The organism is Azospirillum oryzae (assembly GCF_008364795.1).
GTDB classification, from domain to species: domain Bacteria; phylum Pseudomonadota; class Alphaproteobacteria; order Azospirillales; family Azospirillaceae; genus Azospirillum; species Azospirillum oryzae.
Window position 1 is genome coordinate 114,401 of sequence record NZ_VTTM01000010.1, and the last position, 25,841, is coordinate 140,241.

Genomic DNA, 25,841 nt, shown 5'->3' on the forward strand with positions numbered 1-25,841 from the left:
TGAACCGCATGGCGGACTCGCCAATATGTCCTGCGACGGGATCACCCAATTCCACCGAGGAAACCAAACCATGGCAGACCCGACCTATAACCGCTTCGCGACCGCAGGCCGCGCGACAGATCGGGGATACTTCGACGAAGGCCTGCGGCAGCACATGCTGCGCGTGTACAACTACATGGGTGCCGGCCTGATCCTGACGGGTCTGGTCGCCGCGCTCGTGTCGTCCAGCCCGGCCATGCTCCAGGCCATTTTCGGCACGCCGCTGAAGTGGGTGGTGATGCTGGCCCCGCTGGCCTTCGTCATGGTGCTGTCCTTCGGCATCCAGCGCCTGTCCTTCGCATCGGCACAGATGATCTTCTGGGCCTATTGCGGTGCCATGGGCCTGTCGATGTCGGCCATCTTCCTGGTCTTCACCGGGGCGTCGATCGCGCTGACCTTCTTCGTCACCGCCGCCACCTTCCTGGCGATGAGCCTCTACGGCTACACCACGAAGGCCGACCTGTCGAAGATGGGCTCGTTCCTGATGATGGGCGTCATCGGCCTGGTGATCGCCGGCCTTGCGAACATCTTCTTCCAGTCGCCGGCCCTGCATTTCGCGATTTCCGCCATCGGCGTGCTGATCTTCACCGGCCTGACCGCCTATGACACCCAGTCGATCAAGGAAAGCTACGCCGAGGGCTACGATCACGAGAGCACCGGCAAGCTGGCCCTGATGGGCGCCCTGACGCTGTACCTGGACTTCATCAACCTGTTCCAGTTCCTGCTGCAGTTCCTGGGTCAGCGCAACAACGACTGAGCCTAAAGACGCCTGATCGGACAAGCATCGGATCAAAGCAGCAGCCGCCCGGAAGCCCCCCGCTTCCGGGCGGTTTTCTTTTGGTCAGGTCTCCACGGTCACCGGGTCGCCGACCGCCAGACCCAACACCCGGTCGGCCCGCCCGCGGTTGACCGCGATCTCCGCCAGCCCGTTGGAGTTCTCGTACCACAGCGGCTGTCCCGGCCCGACGGCGCCGAAGGTGCGGGCGCGGGTGATGCGGCTGCCGGCGGCGGTCAGCACGGCATCGGCAGGCAGGGCGGCGGCGCGCATGCCGGTCATGGCGTTGCCGTAGACATCGACATAGACGACGCGGGCCAACTCGTCCGGCCAGTCGGGGCGGTCGATGGCGGCGGTGGCGAGCGGACTGCGCTCGATGCCGCGGCCGGTTGCGAGGCCGGCGGCGACGGGGGCGAACAGGTCGCGGCCGTGGAAGCTGGCGGACAGCCGATCGGGAATCCAGTCGATGGTCCAGGCGTTTAGCGACGTTGCGCGGCGGGCGATCAGGGCGAACAGGCCGTTGTCGGGACCGACGAACCACCGCCCGTCGGCCTCGACCATCACCGGCTGCCGGTCGGTGCCGACGCCGGGATCGACGACGCAGAGGAAGACGCTGCCCGCCGGGAAGGCCGGGGCGTAGGCCGCCAGCAGATAGGCGGAGAGCTGCGGGTCGAAGGCGGGGGCGTCGGCGAACAGGTCGATGACGGGGACGGTGGGCGCCTGTTGCGCCAACACCGCCTTCATCTGGCCGGTATAGGGGCCGGAGAGGCCGAAGTCGGTGAAGAGCAGGATCATGGGGCATTCTCACCAGTGCTGCGGTGGTCCTGCCCCCGATCCTACCCCCAACTCACATCGACTTCGTATCCAGCGCGTAGCCCGCCGACCGCACGGTGCGGATCAGGTCCAGCTCGTCCTCTTCATTCATCGCCTTGCGCAGGCGGCGGATGTGTACGTCGACCGTACGCGGCTCGACGTACACGTCATGGCCCCACACCAGATCGAGCAGCTGTTCACGTGAGAAGACGCGGCCGGGATGCTGCATGAAGTGGCGCAGCAGACGGAATTCGGTGGGTCCCAGATGTACGTCCCGGCTGTTGCGGCGTACGCGGTGGGCCGCCAGATCCATCGTCACGTCGGCGAAGGTCAGCACCTCGTCGGTCATGCCGGGGGAGGCGCGGCGCAGAACCGCACGCATGCGGGCGACCAGCTCGGTCGGCGAGAAGGGCTTGGTGATGTAGTCGTCGGCGCCGGAATTCAGGCCGCGCACCCGGTCGCCTTCCTCGCCGCGGGCGGTCAGCATGATGATCGGGATGTCACGGGTCTTGGCATTGCGGCGCAACTGGCGGCACACCTCCAGACCGCTCATCAGCGGCAGCATCCAGTCGAGCAGCACGATGTGCGGCGTCTGTTCGCCGGCGGCCAGCAGGGCCTCCTCGCCATCGCTGGCGGTGGCGACGCGGAAGCCTTCCTTTTCCAGGTTGTACTTCAGCAGCGTCAGGATGTCGGCCTCGTCCTCGACGATCAGGACGAGCGGCTTGAGGGCCGCGTTCATGGTGGCTCCGTTCACAGCGCGCGTCTCGACGTTAACCGGCATGGGACAGCCTTTTCAACAAAGGAGGGAAGGGGGGCGCAGGCATAAAGGCAGGGTTCAGCCGTAGCGGCCGGTGATGTAGCCCTGGGTGCGCTCGTCGCGCGGGTTGGTGAAGATCTCCTCGGTGTCGTCGCACTCCACCATCTCGCCCAGATGGAAGAAGGCGGTGCGCTGCGACACGCGGGCGGCCTGTTGCATGTTGTGGGTGACGATGACGATGGTGTAGTTGGCCCGCAGCTCGTCGATCAGCTCCTCGATATGGGCGGTCGCGATGGGGTCGAGCGCCGAGCAGGGCTCGTCCATCAGGATCACCTCCGGGCTGACGGCGATGGCGCGGGCGATGCACAGCCGCTGCTGCTGGCCGCCGGACAGGCTGGTGCCGGGTTCGCGCAGGCGGTCTTTGACCTCCGCCCACAGGCCGGCGCGCTTCAGCGAGGTCTGCACCACCTCGTCCAGCTCGTCGCGTCCCGACGCGAGACCGTGGATACGCGGGCCGTAGGAGACATTGTCGTAGATCGATTTCGGGAAGGGGTTCGGCTTCTGGAACACCATGCCGACACGGGCGCGCAGCTGCACCGCATCGACGGCCTTGCCATAGACGTCCTCGCCGTCGAGCGCGATCCGCCCTTCGACCCGGCACCCCTCGACGGTGTCGTTCATCCGGTTCAGGCAGCGCAGGAAGGTGGACTTGCCGCAGCCCGACGGGCCGATCAGCGCCAGCACCCGGTTTTCCTGGATGTCGAGATCGATGCCCTTCAACGCCTGCTTGGCGCCGTAGAACACCTTTACCCCGCGGGCGGTCATCTTGGCAGGCAGGGCGGCGCCGGACGCCCGGTTCGGTTGCCGGTCGCCACGGGGCCGCAGCTTCAGCTGGCTCGGGATACTGCTCCGGATGCCGCTTGGAATGCTCATGGGGCGCTCACCACCGTCTCTCGAAAATCTTGCGCAGGATCACGGCCGCCCCGTTCAGCAGGATCAGGACGCCGAGCAGGATCAGGATCGCCGCGGAGGTGCGCTCGGTGAAGGCCCGCTCCGGACTGTCGGCCCACATGTAGATCTGCACCGGCAGCACCGTGGCGCTGTCGGTCAGCCCGTGGGGGATGTCGACGATGAAGGCGACCATGCCGATCATCAGCAGCGGCGCCGTCTCGCCCAGCGCGCGGGCCATGCCGATGATGGTGCCGGTCAGGATGCCGGGCATCGCCAGCGGCAGCACATGGTGCAGCACCGTCTGCAGGGGCGAGGCGCCGATGCCCAGCGCCGCCTCGCGGATCGACGGCGGCACCGCCTTCAGCGCGACGCGGGACGCGATGATGATGACCGGCAGCGTCATCAGCGCCATCACCAGCCCGCCGACCAGCGGGGCGGAGCGCGGCATGCCGAAGAAGCCGAGGAACACCGCGAGACCCAGCAGGCCGAAGATGATCGACGGCACCGCGGCGAGGTTGTTGATGTTCACCTCGATCAGGTCGGTCCAGCGGTTCTTCGGCGCGAATTCCTCCAGATAGACCGCGGCGGAGATGCCGACCGGCACCGACAGCGCCATGGTCACCAGCAGGGTCAGCAGCGAGCCGACGATTGCGCCGCCGATGCCGGCCTGTTCCGGTTCGCGGCTGTCGCCGGCGGTGAACAGGGTGGTGTTGAAGCCCTGCGCCAGCGCGCCGGACGCCAGCAGCGCGTCGGCCGCCGCGACCTTGGCGTCGCTGAGGCCGCGCTCGCTCTCCGGCAGGTCGCGGCGATAGCCGCCCTTCACCAGCTGGTCGATCTGGTCGTCGGCGCGGACCCAGACGGTCTGGGTCGTCCCGACCAGCGCCGGGTCCTTGGCGACCATCGCCTCCAGCTCGTACGGCGCGCCCGACGACAGCAGGTCGTTCAGCACGCGGCGGCCGGCGCGGTCGGTCACCTGCGGGAAGTGGGCGTAAAGCGCCCGGCGCAGCAGGCCGTTGTAGTTGCGGTCGGCGACCTCCGCCGGGTCGAGCGTCACCTCCAGCCGGATCCGCGCCTCCAGGAAGGCACTGGCGCCCTTGGCGACGATGGAGCCCAGCAGCAGCACCAGGATCAGCGCCGCCAGCGCCACCGCGGCGGCCCCGGCCAGCCGGAAGCGGCGCTCCGCGGCATGGCGGGCGCGCAGCCGGCGGGCGAAGGCCTCGCCGCGCAGGCGCGACTTGGGCGGAGTGGAGGAGGCAGGGGAGGGCGTCACGGCCGCCACGTCCTGCTCGACGAGGTCAGTCATATTTTTCCCGATAGGTCCGGACCACCCGCAGGGCGACCATGTTGAGGCAGAGCGTGACGAGGAACAGCACGAGGCCGAGGCCGAAGGCCGACAGCGTCTTCGGGCTGTCGAACTCCTGGTCGCCGACCAGCAGCGTGGCGATCTGGGTGGTGACGGTGGTCACCGCCTGCAGCGGGTTGGCGGTCATGTTGGCGGTCAGGCCCGACGCCATGGTGACGATCATCGTCTCGCCAATGGCGCGGCTGACCGCCAGCATCACCGCGGCGACGATGCCCGGCAACGCCGCCGGCAGGACGACCTGCCTGATGGTTTCCGACTTGGTGGCGCCGAGGCCGTAGGAGCCGTCGCGCAAGCTCTGCGGCACCGCGTTGATGACGTCGTCCGACAGCGAGCTGACGAAGGGGATGATCATCACCCCCATGACGATGCCGGCCGCCAGCGCCGATTCCGAACTGACGTCCAGCCCCAGCGCCTCGCCCACCGAGCGGACGAAGGGCGCCATGGTCAGCGCGGCGAAGAAGCCGTAGACCACCGTCGGGATGCCGGCCAGGATCTCCAGCGCCGGCTTCAGCCAGGTGCGCACGCCGCGCCCGGCATATTCCGACATGTAGATCGCCGCCATCAGCCCGACCGGCACCGCCACCAGCATCGCGATGACGGTGATCAGCAGCGTGCCGGCGAACAGCGGGATCGCGCCGAAGGAGCCGCTGGACCCGACCTGATCGGCCCGCATCGCCGTCTGAGGGCTCCAATGGGTGCCGAACAGGAAGTCGAGCGGCGAGACGACGGTGAAGAAGCGCAGCGCCTCGAACAGCAGCGACAGGACGATGCCGACCGTGGTCAGGATGGCGACCAGCGAGCAGACGACCAGCGCCACCCGCACCACCCGCTCCACCGCCGGGCGGGCGCGCAGGTCCGGGCCGATGCGGTGACGGCCCCAGGCCAGCCCGGCGACGGCGAGGCTGGCGACGACGGCCAGCAGGCTCCAGTCGGCGAGGTCGCGGAAGGCGGCGTAGCGGCGGGCCGCTTCCGCCACCAGCGGATCGGCCTCGCGCCCGGTGGCGATGCCGTGGGCGAGGTTGAGGATGTCGGCCTTCAGCAGGCCGACCGACTGGCCGTCGCCGGTGGTCAGCCGATCGGGCAATGCCGACAGCACCAGTTGCATCGCAAGCCAGCCTTCCGACGCCGTCCAGGCGACGAACAGCAGCAGCGCCGGCAGCCCGGCCCACAGCGCGACATAGACGCCATGGTAGGAGGGGACCGAATGCAGCTCCGCCACCCGCCCGCCGACCGACGATGCCGCGCGCGACCGGCCGATCAGGAAGCCGATCACGGTGAGCAGGGCCAGGATCAGGGCGAGGAGGGTCAGCTGCATGCGGGTCGCTCAGGTAGAAAAGGGATCAGAACTGCAGCGGGGTCAGGTTCACCGCCTCGACGCGGGCCGCCTCGCGCAGCGCCTTCGGCTCGGGGATCAGGCCCTTGTCGACCAGATAGCCGTCGTCGCCCAGCGCGCGTTCGGAGGTGTATTCGCCGATGAACTCGCGGATGCCCGGGATTACGCCGGCATGGGCGTTCTTGACATAGATGTAGAGCGGGCGCGCCAGCTCGTACTTGCCGGCGGCGACGGTCTCCGCGGTCAGGTCGACCCCGTCCATCTTCGCCGCCTGCAGCGTGTCGCGGTTCTGGTCGAGATAGCTGTAGCCGAAGACGCCAAAGGCGTTGGGGTTGGCGGCCAGCTTCTGGACGATCAGGTTGTCGTTCTCGCCGGCTTCGACATAGGCGCCGTCCTCGCGGATCGTCATGCAGGCGCGTTCGCGCGCCTTCTCGTCGGGGACCACCTTGGCGACCTCGGCCACCTTCCTGCAGCCTTCCAGCATCGCCAGCTCGTTGAAGGTGTCGCGCGTACCGGAGGTGGGCGGCGGCCCCAGCACCTCGATCGCCGCCTTGGGCAGCGACGGGTCGATGTCGGACCACAGCCGGTAAGGATTGGCGACCAGCGCACCGTTCACCGGCACCTCCTTCGCCAGCGCCTTCCACAGCACGACGGTCGACAGCGAAACCGGAGCGGCCTTCCTGGACGAGGCCAGCGCGATGCCGTCATAGCCGATCTTCAACTCGGTGATCGTGGTGACGCCGTTGGCGGCGCACTGGTCGACCTCCGACTTCTTGATCCGGCGCGAGGCGTTGGCGATGTCGGGATGCGCCGGGCCGACGCCGGCGCAGAACAGCTTCAGCCCGCCGCCGGTGCCGGTCGATTCGACCACCGGGGTTTTGAACTTTCCGGTCTTGCCGAAGGCCTCCGCCACCGCGGTGGTGAAGGGGAAGACGGTGGAGGAGCCGACAGCGCGGATCTGGTCGCGCGACTGCGCCGATGCCGGGGCGGTGGCGAGGCCGAGCGCCAAGGCCAGAGTCAGGGCCGGGGCGGTCGCGGCGAAGACATGCGTCCGGGTGGTCACGGGTGCCCCTCCTTCGGGAAACAGAGACTGGTCCATCGGAATGGCGCGGACCATAGACCGGGAGGGCGACCGAATGATTGCGTTTTTATGACACTTTCATGACAGCGTCACAGAACGATCCACCCTCTCACAAACCGCCAAGTCCCCTCTCCCCCACCGCAGGCAAATAGACGGTAAAGGCGCTGCCCATCCCGACTTCGCTTTCGATCGTCAGGCGGCCACGGTGGCGGTTCAGGATGTGCTTGACGATGGCCAACCCCAACCCGGTTCCGCCCATGGCGCGGGAGCGCGCGGCATCGACCCGGTAGAAGCGTTCGGTCAGGCGGGGCAAATGGGTGCGGGCGATGCCGTCGCCCCGGTCGCGCACCGACACCGACACCATCGCGGTGCCGCCGCGCTGCGCGCGCTTGTCCTTCACCGCACCGCCAGAGGCAGGCAGGCCGGTGAAGCCCACCGCCGCGCCGTCGGCCAGCGCGACGGTGACGGTCACGTCGGTGTCTTCGCGCGTGTATTTGATCGCGTTGCTGACGAGGTTCTGGAAGACCTGGGTCAGCTGGTCCTCGTCGCCCACAACGGGCGGCAGATCCTCCGGCGCTTCCAGACGCAGGCGGATGCGGCGCTCCGCCGCTTTCAGCTGCAGCGCGGCGATGACGTTCTCCAACTCCTCCACGACATCGACGCGGCCGCTGGGCGGCATATGCTCGTCCAGCTCGATGCGGGACAGCGACAGCAGGTCGTTGACCAGCCGGGTCATGCGGCTGGCCTGGTCATGCATGATCGCCAGGAAGCGGTCCTGCGCCTCCGGATCGTCGCGGGCGGGGCCGCGCAGCGTCTCGATGAAGCCCAGCAGCGAGGACAGCGGTGTGCGCAGCTCGTGGCTGGCGTTGGCGATGAAGTCGGCGCGCATCTGCTCCGACCGGCGGGCGGCGGTGACGTCGTGCAGGGTCAGGATCGCCATGCGGGCGACGGTGGGCGGACGCGGCGCCGGCTCCTCCTCGATATCGCCATCCAGCAGCGACGGATCGGGTTCGGGCACCAGCCGCTGGAAGGGCTTCACCTGCGCTTCGAAACTGCGCTCCACCGGGACCGGCAGCGTAAACTCGATGATGCGGGATGCACCGCCGCGCAGCACCGAATCCACCGCTTCGAGCACGGCCGGCGTGCGCAGACAGGAGGCGAGGTCGCGGTCAATGATCTTGTCGCCGAACAGCTCCCGCGCCGTCCGGTTGGCGCGCACCACCTGCCGTTCGGCATCCATCAGCAGCAGCGGGGCGGGCAGGGCGTCGATCACCGCCTCGTCGGCATCGAGTTGCATCCGCACGCTCTCGGCCCGGCGCAAGCCGACCCGGTGCAGACGGCCGATGGTCGCGGCGAGCGCCTTCAAGGCGGGCGCCGTGCCGGCCGGAGCCAGCGGCTCGTCGGTTTCGGCCAGCCGGGCTGCGTAGTCGGCCATCGCGTCGGCATCGCTGCGGTAGGTGCGCAGGACCAGGACCGCGCCCACCAACGCCGCGGCAGCCGCGGCCAGCGCCAGCCCGCCATGCAGCGCCCCGGCATGGACCGCCCAGGCCAGCACGCCGGCCAAAGGCACCAGCATCAGCAGGATCGCGGTCAGCAGCGGGACGGGCGGCAACGCCTTCGGGCGCATGGGGTCGGCACCGGGTTCGAGTAAGGATAAGGGCGGGCGGTGTGACGTTCGGTCCTTAGGCACCGCCCATCTGCACGGCCCTTCTACACCATCGTCGCGCACGCCGCGCGACGGTCATAAAAGATTCATGGGCATGACTATGCGGTGGAGCGTTGACTCCAATATCATGGATCAACATTCTACCTTCATGGAAAACGCTGCAAACGATATCGACAGCCGCCTTGCCGCCCGCCTGCGCGCCCTGCGGGCGGACCGGGGCCTGACGCTGGAGGGCTTGGCCGAACGCTCGGGCGTCAGCCGCTCGATGATCTCGCTGGTGGAACGGGGGGAGAGCAGCCCGACGGCCTCCGTGCTCGACCGGCTCGCCGCCGGGCTGGGGGTGACGCTGGCGGCATTGTTCGCGGAAGCCGAGCGCGCCGACGCCAGCCCGGTCGCCCGCCGCGCCGACCAGACCACTTGGGCCGACCCCGCCACCGGCTATCGCCGCCGCAACCTGTCGCCGCCGGGCTATCCGTCGCCCATCGAACTGGTGGAGGTGGAGTTGCCGCCGGGCGCCCGCGTCTCCTACGACAGCGGCAACCGCGCCGCCATGGTGGAACAGCAGGTCTATCTGCTGGACGGCACCATCGAACTGACGGTGGGGGAGATGACGCACCGCCTGTCCACCGGCGACTGCCTTGCCATGCGGCTCGACCGTCCGACCGGCTTCCACAACCCGAACGACCGCACCGCCCGCTACATCGTGGCGCTGACCACCGACGGGCGGCCTGCTTTAAACGCCGTCAAACGCTGAAGGGAGCATGCGATGGATAGTGCCTGCCTGGACTCCGGCCAGCGCGGTGGGGAGAGCGGCGCCGCTGCCGTGACGGTGCGCGTGCTGTCTTCAACGGAGGCTCACGCAGCCGTGCCGGGGCTGACCGACGTGCTGCTCGATTGCGTGGCGGGCGGTGCGTCGGTCAGCTTCATGGCGCCGCTCGACCGCGCCACCGCCGAAGGATTCTGGAGCCAAGTGGTGGCCGGGGTGGAGCAGGGGGAGCGCATCCTGCTGGTGGCTGAGGACGGGGAAGGCGTCCTGGGCACCGTCCAGCTGGTGGTCGGCCAGCCGCCGAACCAGCCGCACCGCGCCGACCTGTCCAAGATGCTGGTCCACCGCCGCGCCCGCCGCCGGGGTGTCGGCGCCGCCCTGATGCAGGCGGCCGAGGAGGCCGGCCGGGCCGCCGGCAAGACCCTGCTGGTGCTGGACACAGCATCGCCCGAGGCCGAACGGTTGTACGAACGCGCCGGCTGGGTGAAGGTCGGCGTCATCCCGAACTACGCTTTGTGGCCGAAAGGCGGGTTCTGCGACACGACGTACTTTTACAAGGCGCTGGGATGAGTGCATCCCCTTTGTCGAGACCGTCCGGCATGGGCAGCCCTCACCCGCATGATATCCTTTTACGGACTATAGGTCACCCAAGCCGGAGAAACCATGCTCCCTCCTTCACCGGAATGGAGGAGGGAGCACCTCACCTCACCAGGGCAGCGAGTCGTGCGCCGCCAGCGCTGCGGCGGTGACGATGTCATTGACCGAGGCGCCCATGCTGACGATCTGCGCCGGCTTGTCTAGACCGATCAGCAGCGGGCCGATCATCTGGCCGCCCGCCATCTTGTTCAGCAGCTTGGCCGAGATGTTGGCGGAATGCAGGCCGGGCATGATCAGCACGTTCGCCGGACCGGACAGCCGCGAGAACGGGTAGACCCGCTTCATCAGCTGGTAATCCAGCGCCACGTCGGCCGACATCTCGCCGTCATACTCGAAATCGACCCGGCGGCTGTCGAGGATCGACAGGGCTTCCCGCAGCGGATCGGTGTTCGGGTGCGGCGTCTGGCCGAAGTTGGAGAAGGACAGCATCGCGATCCGCGGCTCGTGTCCCATCTGCCGGGCCTTGGCCGCGGCGCCAACCGCGATGTCGGCCAGCGTCTTGCCGTCGGGACGGACATGGACGGTGGTGTCGGCGATGAAGACGGTGCGGTTGCGGGTGATGAACAGGTGCAGGCCGAACACCGGCTCGCTCGCCTTCGGGTCGACGACGCGGCGGATTTCCTCGTACGCGACGCCGAAGCTGCGGGTCAGGCCGGTCACCATGGCGTGGGCGTCGCCCTGCGCCACCATGCAGGCGGCGAAGACGTTGCGGTCCTGGTTGACCATCCGTTGGCAGTCGCGCAGCAGGGCGCCCTTGCGCTGCAGGCGGCGGTACAGGTGGTCGGCATAGCGGCGGTTGGCGTCCGACAGGCGGGCGTTGTGGATTTCGAACTGGACGTTGGGCTGCCCCATCGCCACCAGCTGCTCCTTGATGACCTCTTCACGCCCGATCAGCACCGGCGTGCCGTAGCCGCCGGCACGGAAGGCCATGGCGGCGCGGATCGTCCGCTCCTCCTCGCCCTCGGCGAAGACGACGCGGCGCGGGTTGGTCCGCACCTTCTCCAGGATCAGTTCCAGGCTGTCGGCGGTCGGATCGAGGCGGGTCCGCAGGGAATGCTTGTAGCTGGTCAGGTCGAGGATCGGCTTGCGCGCCACGCCGCTTTCCATCGCCGCCTGGGCGACGGCGGCCGGAACGGTGACGATCAGGCGCGGGTCGAAGGGCACCGGGATGATATAGTCCGGGCCATAGCGCAGACGGCGCCCGGAATAGGCGGCGTCGACCTCGTCCGGCACATCCTCGCGCGCAAGTGCTGCCAGCGCCTTGGCGGCGGCCACCTTCATCGCCTCGTTGATGGTGGTGGCGCGGACATCCAGCGCGCCGCGGAACAGGTAGGGGAAGCCCAGGACGTTGTTGACCTGGTTCGGATAGTCCGAGCGGCCGGTCGCCACGATGGCGTCGGCGCGCACCGCCTTCACATCCTCCGGCGTGATCTCCGGATCGGGGTTGGCGAGCGCGAAGATGATCGGCTTGGCCGCCATCGACTTCACCATCTCCTGCGTCATCGCCCCCTTGGCCGACAGGCCGACGAACACGTCGGAGCCGGCCACCGCCTCTTCCAGCGTGCGCTTGTCGGTGTCGACGGCAAAGGACGACTTCCACTGGTTCATGCCGTTGGTGCGGCCGCGATAGACCACGCCCTTGGTGTCGCACAGGATGATGTTTTCACGTGAAACACCCATCGTGCAGAACAGCTCGGCGCAGGCGATGCCCGCGGCACCGGCGCCGTTCACCACCATCTTCACGTCTTCGATGCGGCGGCCGGTGATGTCGCAGGCGTTGATCAGGCCGGCGGCGGCGATGATCGCGGTGCCGTGCTGGTCGTCGTGGAAGACCGGGATGTCCAGCAGCTCGCGCAGCCGCTCCTCGATGATGAAGCAGTCGGGCGCCTTGATGTCTTCCAGGTTGATGCCGCCGAAGCTGGGGCCGAGGAAGCGCACGCAGTTGACGAACTCGTCGACGTCGCGGGTGTCGACCTCCAGGTCGATGCCGTCGACGTCGGCGAAACGCTTGAACAGCACCGCCTTGCCTTCCATCACCGGCTTGCCGGCGAGCGCGCCCAGGTCGCCCAGCCCCAGCACAGCCGTGCCGTTGGAGATGATGGCGACGATGTTGCCCTTGGCCGTGTAGTCATAGGCGAGGGACGGATCCTCGGCGATGCGCAGGCAGGGCGCGGCGACGCCGGGCGAATAGGCCAGCGCCAGATCGCGCTGGGTCGTCAGCGGCTTGGTCGGAGTGATTTCCAGCTTGCCGGGCCGGCCGCTGGAATGCAGCAGCAGGGCCTCTTCGTCGGTGACGCGCTTGGTGTCGGACATGGATGTCGTGTTCCTCAACGGAGTGCTGATGCCCGTCGGTCTTCGTTGGTGCCTTTTGTGCGGTGCGCTGCCGACGGTGGGGCCGCGATGGTATACGCCGCACGCGCAACTCGCCAAGCCTCCATCGCCCGCTTTTTGTACGAATCATGCATTTTTTTGACGATTGGCGACACATCCAGTTTGCTGCACGTCCTATCTGATCCGCTTTCCGTGCATGACCATGCTGGTAGGGGCAGCCGGGCGGCGGCTGGTATCATGCGGTGCGAAAAGCAACCGACGCTCTAAGTCCCTGCCGGAGCCGCCATCTTGTCCCTGGCCCCCAACTCCGCGGCTCCCACCGCGCTGACGCCGGACGAACGCCGCATCACGCTGGTCATCGCGGCGGTGCAGTTCATCAACATCCTCGATTTCATGATGGTGATGCCGCTCGGCCCGGACTTCGCGCGGGCCTTGGACATCCCGGCGGCGCACATCGGCTATATCGGCGGCAGCTACACCGCCGCCGCAGCCTTGGCCGGATTGATCGGGTCGATGCTGCTCGACCGCTTCGACCGGCGCCGGGCGCTCGCCGTCGCCATGGCCGGGCTGATCGTGTCGACCGCGCTGGGCGGTCTGGCGTGGGACTTCCACTCCTTGCTGGCGGCGCGCGTGCTTGCCGGACTGTTCGGCGGCCCGGCCGTCGCGGTCGCCATCGCCACGGTGACCGATCAGGTGGCGCCGCAGCGCCGGGGACAGGCGATGGGGGCCGTCATGTCGGCTTTCTCACTGTCGGCCATCGCCGGGGTGCCGGTGGGGCTGGAACTGGCGCTCTATGGCGGCTGGAGGTTGCCCTTCTTCGCGGTGGCCTTCGCCGGTCTGGTCGTCGCCGTGGCCGCAATCGCCATCCTGCCGCCGCAGCGCGGCCATCTCGCCGGGGCAGGGATGAAGACGGGGGCCTGGCTACGGATGACGGCGCTGCTGTCGCGCCGCAAGGTCTGGCTGGCCTATGCCACCGTGGCGCTGGTGCAGGTCCAGCAATTCATGATCGTCCCCAACATCGCCGCCTATGTGCAGGGCAATCTGGGCTTCCCGCGCGACCATCTCAGCCTGGTCTACATGACCGGCGGCACGCTGAGCTTCTTCGCCGCGCGCTGGGCCGGGCGGCTGGTCGACCGCCACGGCTCCAGCGCCGTCACCTTCGCGGCGACGGTGGGGTTGAGCCTGGTGATCTTCTTCGCCTTCATCGGCTACCGGCCGTGGATGCCGGTGCTGGGGCTGTTCCCCTTCTTCATGACCTTCGTCGGCATCCGCATGGTCGCCAACGGCGCCGCCTTCTCCCGCGTGCCGGACCCGCAGGAGCGTGCCGGCTTCATGGCGCTGGTATCGGCGGTGCAGCATCTCAGCTCCGCCTTCGGCGCCTTCCTGTCGGCCGAGATCCTGACCAACGCCGCCGACGGCCGGCTGGAGCATGTGACGACCATGGCGACCATCTCCATCACCATCGGGCTTGCCGTGCCGCTGCTGACCTTGTGGCTGGAACGGGCGACGCGCCCGTCGGCGACGCCGTTGCCCCTGGCGGTCAACGCCGACGCCGTGCTGGACGGGGGCGGGCAGAGCCGTTAGCTTGCCGCCGAACCGCAAACGACCTTCGGAATGATGCCCATGCGCCCCTCCGGCCGCGCCTTCGACCAACTGCGCACCGTCTCCCTCGAGCCCGGCTTCAGCCGCTATGCCGAGGGCTCCTGCATGGTGCGCTTCGGCAACACGCATGTGCTGTGCACCGCCAGCGTCGACGAGACGGTGCCGCGTTTCCTGAAGAACACCGGGCTCGGCTGGGTCACCGCCGAATACGGCATGCTGCCGCGCTCCACCCACAGCCGCACCGACCGCGAGGCGGCGAAGGGCAAGCAGTCCGGCCGCACCCAGGAAATCCAGCGGCTGATCGGCCGCGCGCTGCGCGCCGTCACCGACCGTTCCGCGATGGGCGAGAAGCAGATCAAGATCGACTGCGACGTCATCCAGGCCGACGGCGGCACCCGCACCGCCGCCATCACCGGCAGTTATGTCGCCCTGCATCTGGCCTTCCAGCATCTGATGCAGATCGGCGCGCTGAAGACCATGCCGCTGACCGATCAGGTCGCCGCCGTGTCCTGCGGCCTGTTCCAGGGCAACGCCGTTCTGGACCTAGATTATGACGAGGATTCCAAGGCGCAGGCCGACGCCAATTTCGTCCTGACCGGCAAGGCCGGCATCGTCGAAATCCAGGGCACCGCCGAGGAAACCCCCTTCTCCGAGCCGCAGTTCATGGAGCTGCTGGCGCTCGCCCGCAAGGGCGTGAACGAGCTGGTGGCGTTGCAGAAGCAGGTCCTCGGCATCAAGTAAGCCGGAATCAGCCAGAGGTTCATCATCATGTCCGCTCCCCGCCGCTTCACCGGCGACACCCTCGTCATCGCCAGCCACAACAAGGGCAAGGTGCGCGAGATCGCCGATTTGCTCGGCCCCTATGTCGCCACCTTCACCTCGGCCGGGGAGCTGGGCCTGCCCGAACCGGAAGAGACCGGGACCACTTTCATCGCCAATGCGGAGCTGAAGGCGAAGGCCGCTGCCGCCGCCGGCCATGTCGCGCTCGCCGACGACAGTGGGCTGGTGGTGCCGGCGCTGGACGGCGATCCCGGCATCTATTCCGCCCGCTGGGCCGGCCCGACCAAGGACTTCGCCATGGCGATGCGGAAGGTCGAGGACGGACTTGCCGGGAAAAGCGACCGCAGTGCCTATTTCGTCTGCGCCCTGTCGCTGGCCTGGCCGGACGGCCATGTCGAGACGGTGGAGGGCCGCTGCTACGGCACGCTGGTGTGGCCGCCGCGCGGACCGCATGGCTTCGGCTATGACCCGATGTTCCTGCCGGACGGCCACGAGTTGACCTTCGGCGAGATGGATCCGGCCAGGAAGCACGAGATGAGCCACCGGGCCGACGCCTTCCGCCAGCTGGTGGAGCGGTGTTTCCGGTGAGCGTTTCCGATCCTGGCTCCTCTGGCCCTGGTTTTGCAGTCTACATTCACTGGCCCTTCTGCAAGTCGAAGTGCCCCTATTGCGATTTCAACAGCCATGTCCGCGAGCGGGTCGACCATGACCGCTGGCGGGCCGGGCTGCTGCGCGAACTGGACCATTACGCCGACCTGACCGCCGGCCGCACCGTCACCTCGATCTTCTTCGGCGGCGGCACGCCGTCGCTGATGGAACCGGCTACGGTCGGCGCCATCATCGACCGCGTCGCCCAACGCTGGGCGGTCGCCGAATGGCTGGAGGTGACGCTGGAAGCCAACCCGACCTCTGTCGAGGCCGACAAGTTCCGCGCCTTCCGCACCGCCGGGATCAACCGCGTTTCTCTCGGCATCCAGGCGTTGGACGACGCCAGCCTGAAGTTCCTCGGCCGCCAGCACAATGCGGCGGAGGCGACCGGCGCCATCGATCTGGCGGCGAAGACCTTCGACCGCTTCTCCTTCGACCTGATCTATGCCCGTCCCGGCCAGACGGTGGCGGCTTGGCAGGCGGAGCTGACACGGGCGCTGGACTATGCCGTCGGTCATCTGTCGGTCTATCAGCTGACGATCGAGGAGGGCACCGCCTTCTACCCGCTGCATGCCCGCGGCGATCTGGTGCTGCCCGACGAGAATTTGGCCGGCGATCTCTATGAGGCGACGCAGAACCAGCTGATGGCGGCAGGCCTGCCGGCCTACGAGATTTCCAACCACGCCCGCCCGGGCGAGGAAAGCCGCCACAACCTGACCTACTGGCGCTATGGCGACTATGTCGGCATCGGCCCCGGCGCTCACGGCCGGCTGACGTTGCATGGCGAGAAATTCGCCACCCGCGCCCATCGTGCCCCGGAAATCTGGCTGGAGCGGGTGGAACGAGACGGCCATGGTGCCGCCGCCCCTGATCCCATCGACCGTGAGTCCCGCGGCACCGAGCTGCTGATGATGGGGCTGCGCCTGAGCGAGGGCGTGCGGCTCGGCCGTCTGGTGGAGGAAACCGGCCGGACGCTGGATGATTTCGTCGATCCGGCGGCCTTGTCCCGCCTGATCGATGGCGGTTTCCTGACCCGCGATGCCGACCGCCTGGTTGCGACATCGGAGGGGCTACAGCGTCTGAACGCGGTGCTCAGCGCAATTCTGGCGTAAGATCCCTTGTCTTCAATGGGAAAGGGCAGGGGATGCTCATCAGTCTGATCGTCGCCGCCGCGACCAATGACGTGATTGGCCGTGACGGCCAGCTTCCCTGGCACCTTCCCGGCGATCTGCGCCGCTTTAGGGAACTGACGATGGGCAAGCCGATCCTGATGGGTCGGAAGACCTGGGACTCCCTGCCACGCCGTCCGCTGCCCGGCCGCGACAATCTGGTGGTGAGCCGCCAGGGACTCGTCGGCGAGCATGACGGCGCCCGCTGGTTTACCGGGCTTGGGGCGGCGGTGTCATGGGCCCAAGGCTCCGGCGCGGCCGAATTGTGCGTCATCGGCGGTGCCGCCCTGTTCCGCGAGACACTGCCGATCGCCGATCGCCTGCACCTGACCCGCATCGAAAGCACGGTGGAGGGCGACACGCTGATGCCGCCCATCGCGGCGGAATGGGCGGAGGTGTGGTCGAGCGCGCCCATGGAAGAGAATGGGCTGTTCTATCGCTACATCGATTTCGAAAAGGTGCGCGGGTAGGGGGCGAGCGCCCCCGGCAAGTCCGTTACTCTTCGCCGCCCAGCCGGTGCAGAACGTCGTCCAGCTGGTCGAGCGTCTGGTAATGGATGGTGATCGTCCCGCGCTGCCCCTGCGGGTTGATCGCGACCTTCAGCCCGATGCGGGCGGAGATCTCCTCCTCCAGATTGATCAGGTCGACGTCCTTCATCGCCGGGGCGCTGCCGGCGCCGCCGTTCGCGGCCTTGCCCTTCTTCGCCTTGAGCTGATCGCCACGCATCAGGTCTTCGGTCTGGCGGACGTTCAGGCCACGCGTCACCACCTCGCGGGCGACCGCAGCAGGATCCGGGGCGGTCAGCAGGGCGCGGGCGTGGCCGGCGGTCAGCGCGCCATCCTGGACCATCGACTTGACCGGTTCCGGCAGAGCCAGCAGGCGCATCATGTTGGCGACATGGCTGCGGCTCTTGCCGACGGCGCGGGCCAGATCCTCCTGCGTGTGTTCGAACTCCTCCATCAGGCGGCGATAGCCCTCCGCCTCTTCCAACGGGGTCAGATCCTGGCGCTGGATGTTCTCGATCAGCGCGATTTCCAACGCCTCGCGGTCGCTGAGATCGCGGATGACGACCGGAACCTCGTGCAGGCCGGCGATCTGAGCGGCGCGCCAGCGGCGTTCGCCGGCGATCAGCTCATAGGAATTGGCATCCTCGCCATCGCGGCGGACCAGCAGCGGCTGCAGGATGCCCTTGTCGCGGATGGAGTCGACGAGGCCCTGGATGGCCTCCTCGTCGAACTTCCGCCGCGGCTGGTACTTGCCGGGATGGACGAACTCGATCGGCACCTGCTTGGACTGCCGCACTTTGTCGAGCGCCGAATAATCCTCGGTCGCCTCGCCGAACAGGGCGGAAAGGCCGCGGCCCAGACTGGCGCGGCGGGCGCCCCCTTGCTTGGTGTCGTCGATCATGCGGTCAGTCTCTTCTCACGGCGCAGCACCTCGCCCGCCAGATGGATGTAGGCCTGGGATCCGGGGCAGCGCATGTCATAGATCAGCACCGGCTTGCCGTGGGACGGCGCCTCCGAGACCTTGACGTTGCGCGGGATCACGGTGTCGTACACCTTCTCCCCGAAGAAGCCGCGGACGTCCGCCGCCACCATGTCCGACAGGTTGTTGCGCTTGTCAAACATCGTCAGCACGACGCCGTGGATGTCCAGGTTCGGGTTGAAGGCGCGCTTCACCCGCTCGATGGTGCGGACCAGATGGCTGAGACCCTCCAGCGCGTAGAACTCGCACTGCAGGGGAACCATCACCGCATGCGACGCCACCAGCGCGTTCAGCGTCAACAGGCCAAGCGCCGGCGGGCAGTCGATCAGGACATAGTCGTATTCCAGCGCGCTGTTGGCGACCGCCTCGCGCAGGCGGAACTCGCGCCGCTCGGCGCCGACCAGTTCAATCTCCGCGCCCGACAGATCGACCGACGAGGTGATGATCGACAGGTTCGGCACGGAGGAGGGGGTCGCCGCCTGCTCCAGCGACACGTCGTCGAACAGCACGTCATAGATGCCGACGCGGCGGTCCGATCGGGGAATGCCGAGACCGGTGGACGCGTTGCCCTGCGGGTCGAGGTCGATCACCAGCACCCGCTTGCCGATGACAGCGAGCGCGGTGGCGAGGTTGATCGTCGTCGTGGTCTTGCCCACGCCGCCCTTCTGGTTGGCAATCGCAACCACACGGGCAAGGGGACGGGTGACGGCAGACATGGCAGCCTCTCGGGTGTCCGGTTGGCGGGAAGAGGGCAAAGAGAGTGTGTCGGGAACTGTGTCAGGCACGGTTTTCACGCACGCTCAAGATGACCGACACGTAGGATGGTTCCGCTCGGATCGGTGCGGCTGTCAAATCGCTCAGGATCCAGTGTCCAATATTGCGTGGCGGCGGTCAATTCGTCGTCCAGCGCGGCGCCCTTCAGGAACAGGAACTTGCCGCGCGATCCGATGAAGGGGTGGGCCCAGGCAAAGAGATCGGTCAGGGGCGCCAGGGCGCGGGCGGTGACGACATCGGCCTCGATGCCGGTGACGGTTTCGATCCGCTTGGTGTGGACGGTGACCGGGGCCTCGCAGACGCGGGCGACCTCGCGCAGGAAGGCGCATTTGCGCACGTCGCTCTCGATCAGATGCACCTGCGGCACGCCGAGGATGGCGAGCACCAGACCGGGGAAACCGGCACCGCTGCCGAGATCGACCAGCACCCGCGTGCCCTCCGGCAGCAGCGGGTAGAGCTGGGCGGAATCGAAGAAGTGGCGTTTCCACGCATCGGCCAGGGTGGACGGGCCGACCAGATTGATCTTCGGCTGCCACTTGCGCAGCAGCCCGTCATAGGCGATCAGACGGTCGAGCGTTTCACGTGAAACACCGGTGGCCTCCTGAAATGCAACCGCGTCGAACCCGCTCATTCCGCGGCCACTCCGGACGAGACCACGTCACGGCGCTTCACATGGCGGAGCAGGGCGACCAACGCCGCTGGGGTCATGCCCGGAATGCGGGCAGCCGCACCAAGCGTCGCCGGGCGCGACTGACGCAGCTTCTGCCGGATTTCGGCGGACAGGCTGCCGATGCCGTCGACATCGAGATCGTCGGGCAGAGCGAGGGATTCGTCCTTGCGAAAGGCGCGGATGTCGGCCTCCTGCCGGCCGAGATACCCGGCATACTTGCCGTCGATCTCCAACTGCTCGGCGATCTCCGGTGCGATCTCGCCCAACTCCGGCCACAGACGGGCAAGGGCGGCCAGGTCGATGTCGGGGTAACGCAGCAGGTCGGCGGCACTGCGGCGCACGCCGTCCTGGTTCACCGCGACACCCTGGCGGGAGAGTTCGGCCGGCGTCGCTTGCAGCGAGGCGACCAGGGCGCGACCGGCCGACAGCGCCGCGCTCTTGGCGGCGAAGACATCGCGACGCTCCGAGCCGACGCAGCCGACGGCAACACCCTTGTCGGTCAGCCGCTGGTCGGCATTGTCGGCGCGCAGCAGCAGCCGGTATTCGGCGCGCGAGGTGAACATGCGGTAGGGTTCGTTGGTGCCCCGGCCGATCAGGTCGTCGATCAGCACGCCGATATAGGCGTCGGCGCGGTCGAGCACGAAGCCGTCCCGGTTTCCGCTCGCCACCAGCGCGGCGTTGATGCCAGCCATCAGGCCCTGGGCCGCCGCCTCTTCATATCCGGTAGTGCCGTTGATCTGGCCGGCCAGGAACAGGCGCGGCGCCCGGCGGGTTTCCAGCGTCGGCTTCAGTTCGCGCGGATCGACATAGTCGTATTCGATGGCGTAGCCCGGACGGATCATCACCACCCTCTCAAGCCCCGGCATGCTGGCGAGGATGCCGAGCTGCACGTCGCGGGGCAGGGAGGTCGAGATGCCGTTCGGATAGACGGTCGGATCGTCCAGCCCCTCCGGTTCGAGGAAGATCTGGTGCTTCTCCTTCTCGGCGAAGCGGACGACCTTGTCCTCGATCGATGGGCAATACCGAGGCCCGGTGCCGGTGATCTGACCGGAGTACATCGGCGCGCGATGCAGGTTGGCGCGGATCAGCGCGTGCGCTTCCGGCGTCGTCCAGGTGATCGCGCAATCGATCTGCGGCGTGTCGATCCGCTCCGTCATGTAGGAGAAGGGCGGGGGTGGCGTGTCGCCGGGCTGCTTCTCCAGCGCATCCCAGTCGATGGTGCGGCCATCAAGGCGCGGCGGCGTACCGGTCTTCAGCCGGCCGAGCGGGAAGCCGAGACGAGCCAGCGTGTCGGACAGGCCGATCGACGGCGCCTCGCCAACGCGGCCGGCCGGGGTGCGCTCCTCGCCGATGTGGATCAGGCCGCACAGGAAGGTGCCGGTGGTCAGCACCACCGCGCCGGCGCGGATAGACTCGCCGGCCCCGGTTACGACGCCGGTGATGCGCTGGTCAGCATCGACGATCAGGTCCTCGGCGCCGCCGGCTTCGATGAACAGGTTCTCCTGTTCGGCCAGCAGCGACTGCATCGCCTGACGATAGAGCTTGCGATCGGCCTGGGCGCGCGGGCCGCGGACGGCGGGGCCCTTGCTGCGGTTCAGGATGCGGAACTGGATGCCGCCGCGGTCGATGGCCTTCGCCATCACCCCGTCCAGCGCATCGATCTCCCGTACCAGATGGCCCTTGGCCAAGCCGCCGATGGCGGGGTTGCAGGACATCTCGCCGATGGTTTCGACCTTGTGGGTCAGCAGGAGCGTACGCGCACCCATGCGCGCTGCCGCCGCAGCCGCCTCACAGCCGGCGTGACCGCCGCCGACAACGATGACATCATAGCTTCGCATGTGCGGGACCATAGCGGAATGGACGCGGGGATCCAAGAGGCGGGGCAAGGACAAGTGAGGCGTATCAGCGCTGTTTCACGTGAAACAGCGCTTCACTCGCCGGACTCACTTGCCGATGCAGAAATCCTGGAAGATCACGTCCAGCAGATCCTCCACATCCACCCGCCCGGTGATGCGTCCCAGCGCCCGGCTGGCAAGCCGCACATCCTCCGCCGCCAGTTCGGGCAGTGGGGCATCCAGCGCGCGCAGCAGCGACTCCCGACACTCCATAAGCGCCGCACGGTGGCGAGCCCGGGTCAGAGACGGGGCGCTGCCGATGGCGAGCCGGTCGGCACTGAACACGGTCAGCTTTTCCTCCAATGCCTTCAGTCCGGCGCCGGTGTGGGCGGAGACCAGGATCGGGGCCAGGATCGGGGCCACGATCAGGGACAGACCCGGCCTCAGGTTACCGTCCGTCGCAAGGTCCGTCTTGTTGAACACCACCACGGTGTCGGCATCGATCAGGTCCAGCGTCGCCGGGTCGAGATCGGGCAGGGTGGTCGCGTCGAACACCGCCACCTTCACGTCGGCGCGCGCCGCCCGGTCACGGGCGCGGCGGATGCCTTCCTCCTCCACCTCGTCGGCGGCGGCTTCGCGCAGGCCGGCTGTGTCGGCCAGAACGACAGGGTAGCCGCCGAGGTCGAGATGCACCTCGATGATGTCACGGGTGGTGCCGGCACGGGCGGACACGATCGCGGCGTCCCGGCGGGCGAGTGCGTTCAGCAGGCTCGACTTGCCGGCGTTCGGCGCGCCGACGATGGCGATGTGCAACCCTTCGCGCAAACGCTCGCCACGACCGCCATCATCGAGATGCGTTGCGATCTCGTTGGCCAATCCGGCAATCACCGGACGGACGGCGTCGGCGACACCGCCAGGCAGATCGTCCTCGGCGAAATCGATGTCGGCCTCGATGTGGGCAAGGGCGCGGGTCAGCCGTTCCCGCCAGCCGTCATAGAGTTTGCCAAGCGCACCCTCCATCTGCCGCAAGGCTTGCCGGCGTTGGGCAGTGGTCTCGGCATCGATCAGGTCGGCAACCGCTTCGGCCTCCGTCAGGTCGAGCTTGCCGTTCTCGAAAGCGCGGCGGGTGAACTCGCCCGGTTCGGCCAGCCGCAAGCCGGGCAGGATGGCCAGCGCCTCGATCACACCGGTGACGACGGCGCGGCCACCATGCAGGTGCAACTCCACCACATCCTCGCCGGTGAAGCTCGCGGGGGCGGTGAAGCGCAGGACCAGCGCGTCGTCGAGCGCGTCGCCGGTCCGGGGATCGCGCAGCTTGGTCAACACGGCGCGGCGCGGCGCGGGCGGGGTGCGGCCGGTCAGCGCCGCAAGGGCGGATCCGGCCTGCGGTCCCGAAATGCGAACCACCGCCACACCGGAGCGGCCGGGGGCGGTGGCGAGAGCGTAGATGGTGGTGGTGAACAAGTTGGTGGTGACCATTGGGGGTGGATCAGCCGCGCTGCTCGGGCCGCAGCTCCCGCTGCTCCAGGGTCAGCATCAGGCGCTCGACGCGGCGGCCTTCGACCAGATGGGTCTGCAGGATTTCGTCGACATCGCCGGTGCTGTGATAGGTGTACCAGACGCCTTCCGGATAGATCACCAGCGTCGGGCCCAGTTCGCAGCGGTCGAGACAGCCGGCGGAGTTGATCCGCACCTTGCCGTCGAAGCCGAGTTCACGGGCGCGGGCCTTCATATAGTCGCGCAGCTTTTCCGACCCGTGGGCGGCGCAGGACCCGCGCTTGTGCCCGTCGGGACGGCGGTTGGTGCAGCAGAAGACATGGGCTTCGAAATAAGGCTTCAAATCGGTCACTTTCTTCCTTCCTGCCCCAGGGCCGACGCCATCTGGGACCAAAACATCTTCTGCATCTGCTCCATGCCCTGGATGCCGGCGGGGAGCCAGGTCTTCAGCATGGTCTCCGGGTCCATGGCCTGGAGGTTCGCACGCATGCGTTCCTGGATCTCCTGCATCATGGCATCCTGCATCGGCTTCACGTCGGGCAGGCCCAGGAAGTGCCGGGCCTCGTCCGGGGTGCAGTCGATGTCGACGGTGATTTTCATGGGACCCCCTCCAGACCGGGACCAAGAGCCGGCTTCGGCACCGGTCCAGGCATTGGCCGTGTTGATTTTGGGGTTGAGCGCCACAGCGGCTCATGCCCCACTATACAGATAGGATGCACTGGCGCAACGCCACCCCGGCGCCACCTATTGTCTAACGACACACCAACAGATCGGACACCGCCATGCCCGCCACTCCGTTGGGCGCGAACCTGCTAGGCCGGGAGACGAGCCCCTATCTGCTGCAGCACAAGGACAACCCGGTGCATTGGATGCCCTGGGGACCGGAGGCCTTCGCCCGCGCCAAGGCGGAGAACAAGCCGGTGCTGCTGTCGGTCGGCTATGCCGCCTGCCACTGGTGCCACGTGATGGCGCATGAGAGCTTCGAGAATCCGGAAATCGCCGGGCTGATGAACGAGCTGTTCATCAACATCAAGGTCGACCGGGAGGAGCGGCCGGATCTCGACACCATCTATCAGTCCGCCCTGGCGCTGCTGGGACAGCAGGGCGGCTGGCCGCTGACCATGTTCCTGACCCCGGATGCGGAGCCCTTCTGGGGCGGCACCTATTTCCCGCCGGCGCCACGCTATGGCCGGGCCGGCTTCCCCGACGTGCTGCGCGGCATCGGCGAGACCTTTGCGCGGGAGCCGGACAAGGTCGGCAAGAATGTCGACGCGCTGAAATCGGCGCTCGCCGGGATGGGGGAGAACCGGTCGGCCGGCGCCGTCGATGCCGGGGTGCTGGATCAGGTGGCGCAACGGCTGCTGCGCGAGGTCGACCCGATCCACGGCGGCATCGGCAGCGCGCCGAAATTCCCGCAGGTTCCCTTGTTCGAACTGCTGTGGCGGGCGTGGCGGCGCACGGGACGCGAGCCGTTCCGGGAAGCGGTGACCCACACGCTGGCCAACATGGCGCAGGGCGGCATCTACGACCATCTCGGCGGCGGCTTCGCCCGCTATTCGGTCGACGAACGCTGGCTGGTCCCGCATTTCGAAAAGATGCTCTACGACAATGCGGAACTGCTCGACCTGATGACGCTGGTCTGGCAGGAGACGCGCGACCCGCTGCTGGAAACCCGCATCCGCGAGACGGTCGGCTGGCTGCTGCGCGAGATGATCGCCGACGGCGGCGGATTCGCCGCGACGCTGGACGCCGACAGCGAGGGCCAGGAGGGACTCTTCTATATATGGCAGGAGCATGAGGTCGACCGGCTGCTCGGTCCCGCCCTCGGCGATGACGGGCTGGCGACGTTTAAGCGCGTTTACGAGGTGCTGCCCCAGGGCAATTGGGAAGGCGTCACCATCCTGAACCGGCTGGGCGGCCTGGCACTGGCCGACGATGCCACCGAGGCGAAGCTCGCCAAGGGTCGGGAAATCCTGTTGCGGGCGCGGGCCAAGCGGGTGCGGCCGGGGTGGGACGACAAGGTGCTGGCCGACTGGAACGGCCTGATGATCGCGGCGCTGACCCATGCCGCCCTGGCGCTGAACGAGCCGGAATGGCTGGATGCCGCCGGCCGCGCCTTCGCCTTTGTCCGCGACCGGATGGATAGCGCCGGGCGGCTTTGCCACAGCTGGCGGCACGGGCAGGGCAAGCATGCGGGGATGCTCGACGACTACGCCCACATGGCGCGTGCGGCCCTGGCGCTGCACGAGGCGACCGGGGATCCGGCGGCGCTCGATCAGGCGAAGACCTGGGTGGCGACGCTCGACGCCCATTTCTGGGACGGCGCCAATGGCGGCTACTTCTTCACCGCCGACGATGCCGAAGGTCTGATCGTCCGCACCAAGAGCGTCTACGACAACGCCACGCCCAGCGGCAACGGAACCATGCTGGCAGTGCTGACCACGCTGTTCCAGCGCACCGGCGACGATGCCTATCGCGAGCGGGCGGAGGCACTGGCCGCCGCCTTCTCCGGTGAGTTGACGCGCAACTTCTTCCCGCTGCCGACCTTCCTGAACGCGGTGGAACTGATGACGGCGCCGCTGCAGATCGTCATCGTCGGCCCACCCAAGGCGGTGGAGACGGAAGCGTTGCGCCGCACCGTGCTGGACCGTTCGCTGCCCAACCGGATGCTGACCGTGCTCGCGCCGGGGGCGGATCTGCCCGCCAATCATCCGGCACAAGGGAAGGGGATGCGGGACGGGAGGGCCACCGCTTATGTCTGCCGCGGCATGACCTGTTCGGCCCCGGTGACGGCGCCGGCGGATCTGGCCGCCCTTCTGGCAACGAAAACCTGAATTTTGCGGGAGGAA

24 protein-coding genes are annotated in these 25,841 nt (G+C 67.9%); 9 read left to right on the forward strand and 15 right to left on the reverse strand.

All coding sequences use genetic code 11. From position 1 onward, the window contains the following. The first annotated feature begins 70 nt into the window (after positions 1-70). Positions 71-796, forward strand: a complete 726-nt coding sequence (locus FZ938_RS23190) for a Bax inhibitor-1/YccA family protein (protein ID WP_149200796.1) — start codon at positions 71-73, stop codon at positions 794-796. An 84-nt stretch (positions 797-880) separates the two neighbouring features. Here the strand turns inward: FZ938_RS23190 and FZ938_RS23195 are convergent, their stop codons facing one another. The 7 genes from FZ938_RS23195 to FZ938_RS23225 form a co-directional block, all read right to left on the reverse strand. Then, entirely contained in the window at positions 881-1,609 is a 729-nt protein-coding gene (locus tag FZ938_RS23195) for an SAM hydrolase/SAM-dependent halogenase family protein (protein WP_149200797.1), read from the reverse strand. 52 nt (positions 1,610-1,661) lie between these two features. Then, on the reverse strand, positions 1,662-2,366 hold the full coding sequence (gene phoB, locus FZ938_RS23200) for a phosphate regulon transcriptional regulator PhoB (RefSeq protein WP_045582504.1): 705 nt from the start codon (positions 2,364-2,366) through the stop codon (positions 1,662-1,664). A gap of 96 nt (positions 2,367-2,462) precedes the next feature. Continuing rightward, positions 2,463-3,209 carry a phosphate ABC transporter ATP-binding protein PstB gene (gene pstB / locus FZ938_RS23205; RefSeq protein WP_246457902.1) on the reverse strand — a complete coding sequence of 249 codons (747 nt, stop codon included), beginning with the start codon at positions 3,207-3,209 and terminating at the stop codon, positions 2,463-2,465. 115 nt (positions 3,210-3,324) lie between these two features. After that, positions 3,325-4,638, reverse strand: a complete 1,314-nt coding sequence (gene pstA, locus FZ938_RS23210; protein ID WP_149200799.1) for a phosphate ABC transporter permease PstA — start codon at positions 4,636-4,638, stop codon at positions 3,325-3,327. Further along, the gene (gene pstC / locus FZ938_RS23215; RefSeq protein WP_149200800.1) at positions 4,631-6,013 is read right to left on the reverse strand and encodes a phosphate ABC transporter permease subunit PstC; all 1,383 of its coding nucleotides are present in this window, start codon (positions 6,011-6,013) and stop codon (positions 4,631-4,633) included. The genes pstA and pstC overlap by 8 nt, the downstream gene beginning before the upstream one ends. A 25-nt stretch (positions 6,014-6,038) precedes the next feature. Next, a complete protein-coding gene (locus tag FZ938_RS23220; RefSeq protein ID WP_149200801.1) occupies positions 6,039-7,094 on the reverse strand; it encodes a PstS family phosphate ABC transporter substrate-binding protein in 1,056 nt (351 codons plus the stop codon). Positions 7,095-7,221: 127 nt separating this feature from the next. Continuing rightward, a complete protein-coding gene (locus tag FZ938_RS23225) occupies positions 7,222-8,739 on the reverse strand; it encodes an ATP-binding protein (protein WP_149200802.1) in 1,518 nt (505 codons plus the stop codon). Between the two features lie 187 nt (positions 8,740-8,926). Here FZ938_RS23225 and FZ938_RS23230 point away from each other — a divergent pair, with 187 nt between their 5' ends. Beyond that, a complete protein-coding gene (locus FZ938_RS23230; RefSeq protein ID WP_149200803.1) occupies positions 8,927-9,532 on the forward strand; it encodes a helix-turn-helix domain-containing protein in 606 nt (201 codons plus the stop codon). A gap of 12 nt (positions 9,533-9,544) precedes the next feature. Next, a complete protein-coding gene (locus tag FZ938_RS23235; RefSeq protein WP_149200804.1) occupies positions 9,545-10,114 on the forward strand; it encodes a GNAT family N-acetyltransferase in 570 nt (189 codons plus the stop codon). 135 nt (positions 10,115-10,249) lie between these two features. Here FZ938_RS23235 and FZ938_RS23240 read toward each other — a convergent pair whose 3' ends face one another. Continuing rightward, entirely contained in the window at positions 10,250-12,514 is a 2,265-nt protein-coding gene (locus FZ938_RS23240) for an NADP-dependent malic enzyme (RefSeq protein ID WP_149200805.1), read from the reverse strand. Positions 12,515-12,820: 306 nt separating this feature from the next. On the opposite strand from FZ938_RS23240, the gene FZ938_RS23245 reads away from it, so the two are divergent. Genes FZ938_RS23245 through FZ938_RS23265 form a run of 5 tightly spaced genes read left to right on the forward strand, consistent with a single transcriptional unit; the run spans position 12,821 to position 17,201 of the window. Then, positions 12,821-14,116: an MFS transporter gene (locus FZ938_RS23245; protein WP_211101147.1), complete on the forward strand. Its 1,296-nt coding sequence runs from the start codon at positions 12,821-12,823 to the stop codon at positions 14,114-14,116. A 39-nt stretch (positions 14,117-14,155) separates the two neighbouring features. Next, positions 14,156-14,875 (forward strand): ribonuclease PH, encoded by a 720-nt coding sequence (gene rph / locus FZ938_RS23250; protein WP_085086951.1) that lies wholly within the window; start codon positions 14,156-14,158, stop codon positions 14,873-14,875. A 27-nt stretch (positions 14,876-14,902) separates the two neighbouring features. Further along, positions 14,903-15,502, forward strand: a complete 600-nt coding sequence (gene rdgB / locus FZ938_RS23255; protein ID WP_149200806.1) for an RdgB/HAM1 family non-canonical purine NTP pyrophosphatase — start codon at positions 14,903-14,905, stop codon at positions 15,500-15,502. Continuing rightward, a complete protein-coding gene (gene hemW, locus FZ938_RS23260) occupies positions 15,490-16,674 on the forward strand; it encodes a radical SAM family heme chaperone HemW (RefSeq protein WP_149200807.1) in 1,185 nt (394 codons plus the stop codon). The genes rdgB and hemW overlap by 13 nt, the downstream gene beginning before the upstream one ends. A 32-nt stretch (positions 16,675-16,706) precedes the next feature. Beyond that, positions 16,707-17,201: a dihydrofolate reductase gene (locus tag FZ938_RS23265; RefSeq protein ID WP_149200808.1), complete on the forward strand. Its 495-nt coding sequence runs from the start codon at positions 16,707-16,709 to the stop codon at positions 17,199-17,201. Between the two features lie 25 nt (positions 17,202-17,226). Here FZ938_RS23265 and FZ938_RS23270 read toward each other — a convergent pair whose 3' ends face one another. The 7 genes from FZ938_RS23270 to FZ938_RS23300 all read right to left on the reverse strand — a co-directional run bounded on the left by FZ938_RS23270 (position 17,227) and on the right by FZ938_RS23300 (position 23,592). Further along, positions 17,227-18,138 carry a ParB/RepB/Spo0J family partition protein gene (locus FZ938_RS23270; protein ID WP_149200809.1) on the reverse strand — a complete coding sequence of 304 codons (912 nt, stop codon included), beginning with the start codon at positions 18,136-18,138 and terminating at the stop codon, positions 17,227-17,229. Continuing rightward, the gene (locus tag FZ938_RS23275) at positions 18,135-18,932 is read right to left on the reverse strand and encodes a ParA family protein (protein WP_109074936.1); all 798 of its coding nucleotides are present in this window, start codon (positions 18,930-18,932) and stop codon (positions 18,135-18,137) included. Before FZ938_RS23275 ends, FZ938_RS23270 begins: the two co-directional genes overlap by 4 nt. A 74-nt stretch (positions 18,933-19,006) precedes the next feature. Further along, positions 19,007-19,621 (reverse strand): 16S rRNA (guanine(527)-N(7))-methyltransferase RsmG, encoded by a 615-nt coding sequence (rsmG, locus tag FZ938_RS23280; RefSeq protein ID WP_149200810.1) that lies wholly within the window; start codon positions 19,619-19,621, stop codon positions 19,007-19,009. After that, a complete protein-coding gene (gene mnmG / locus FZ938_RS23285) occupies positions 19,618-21,498 on the reverse strand; it encodes a tRNA uridine-5-carboxymethylaminomethyl(34) synthesis enzyme MnmG (RefSeq protein WP_174757197.1) in 1,881 nt (626 codons plus the stop codon). Before mnmG ends, rsmG begins: the two co-directional genes overlap by 4 nt. Positions 21,499-21,603: 105 nt before the next feature. Continuing rightward, positions 21,604-22,974: a tRNA uridine-5-carboxymethylaminomethyl(34) synthesis GTPase MnmE gene (mnmE, locus tag FZ938_RS23290; protein WP_149200812.1), complete on the reverse strand. Its 1,371-nt coding sequence runs from the start codon at positions 22,972-22,974 to the stop codon at positions 21,604-21,606. A gap of 10 nt (positions 22,975-22,984) precedes the next feature. Further along, positions 22,985-23,344, reverse strand: coding sequence for a (2Fe-2S) ferredoxin domain-containing protein (locus tag FZ938_RS23295; RefSeq protein WP_149200813.1), 360 nt, complete (start codon positions 23,342-23,344; stop codon positions 22,985-22,987). Continuing rightward, the gene (locus FZ938_RS23300) at positions 23,341-23,592 is read right to left on the reverse strand and encodes a DUF6489 family protein (protein ID WP_063635627.1); all 252 of its coding nucleotides are present in this window, start codon (positions 23,590-23,592) and stop codon (positions 23,341-23,343) included. Before FZ938_RS23300 ends, FZ938_RS23295 begins: the two co-directional genes overlap by 4 nt. Before the next feature lie 182 nt (positions 23,593-23,774). Between FZ938_RS23300 and FZ938_RS23305 the strand changes: the two genes are divergently transcribed. Next, on the forward strand, positions 23,775-25,826 hold the full coding sequence (locus FZ938_RS23305) for a thioredoxin domain-containing protein (protein WP_149200814.1): 2,052 nt from the start codon (positions 23,775-23,777) through the stop codon (positions 25,824-25,826). Positions 25,827-25,841 lie beyond the last annotated feature (15 nt).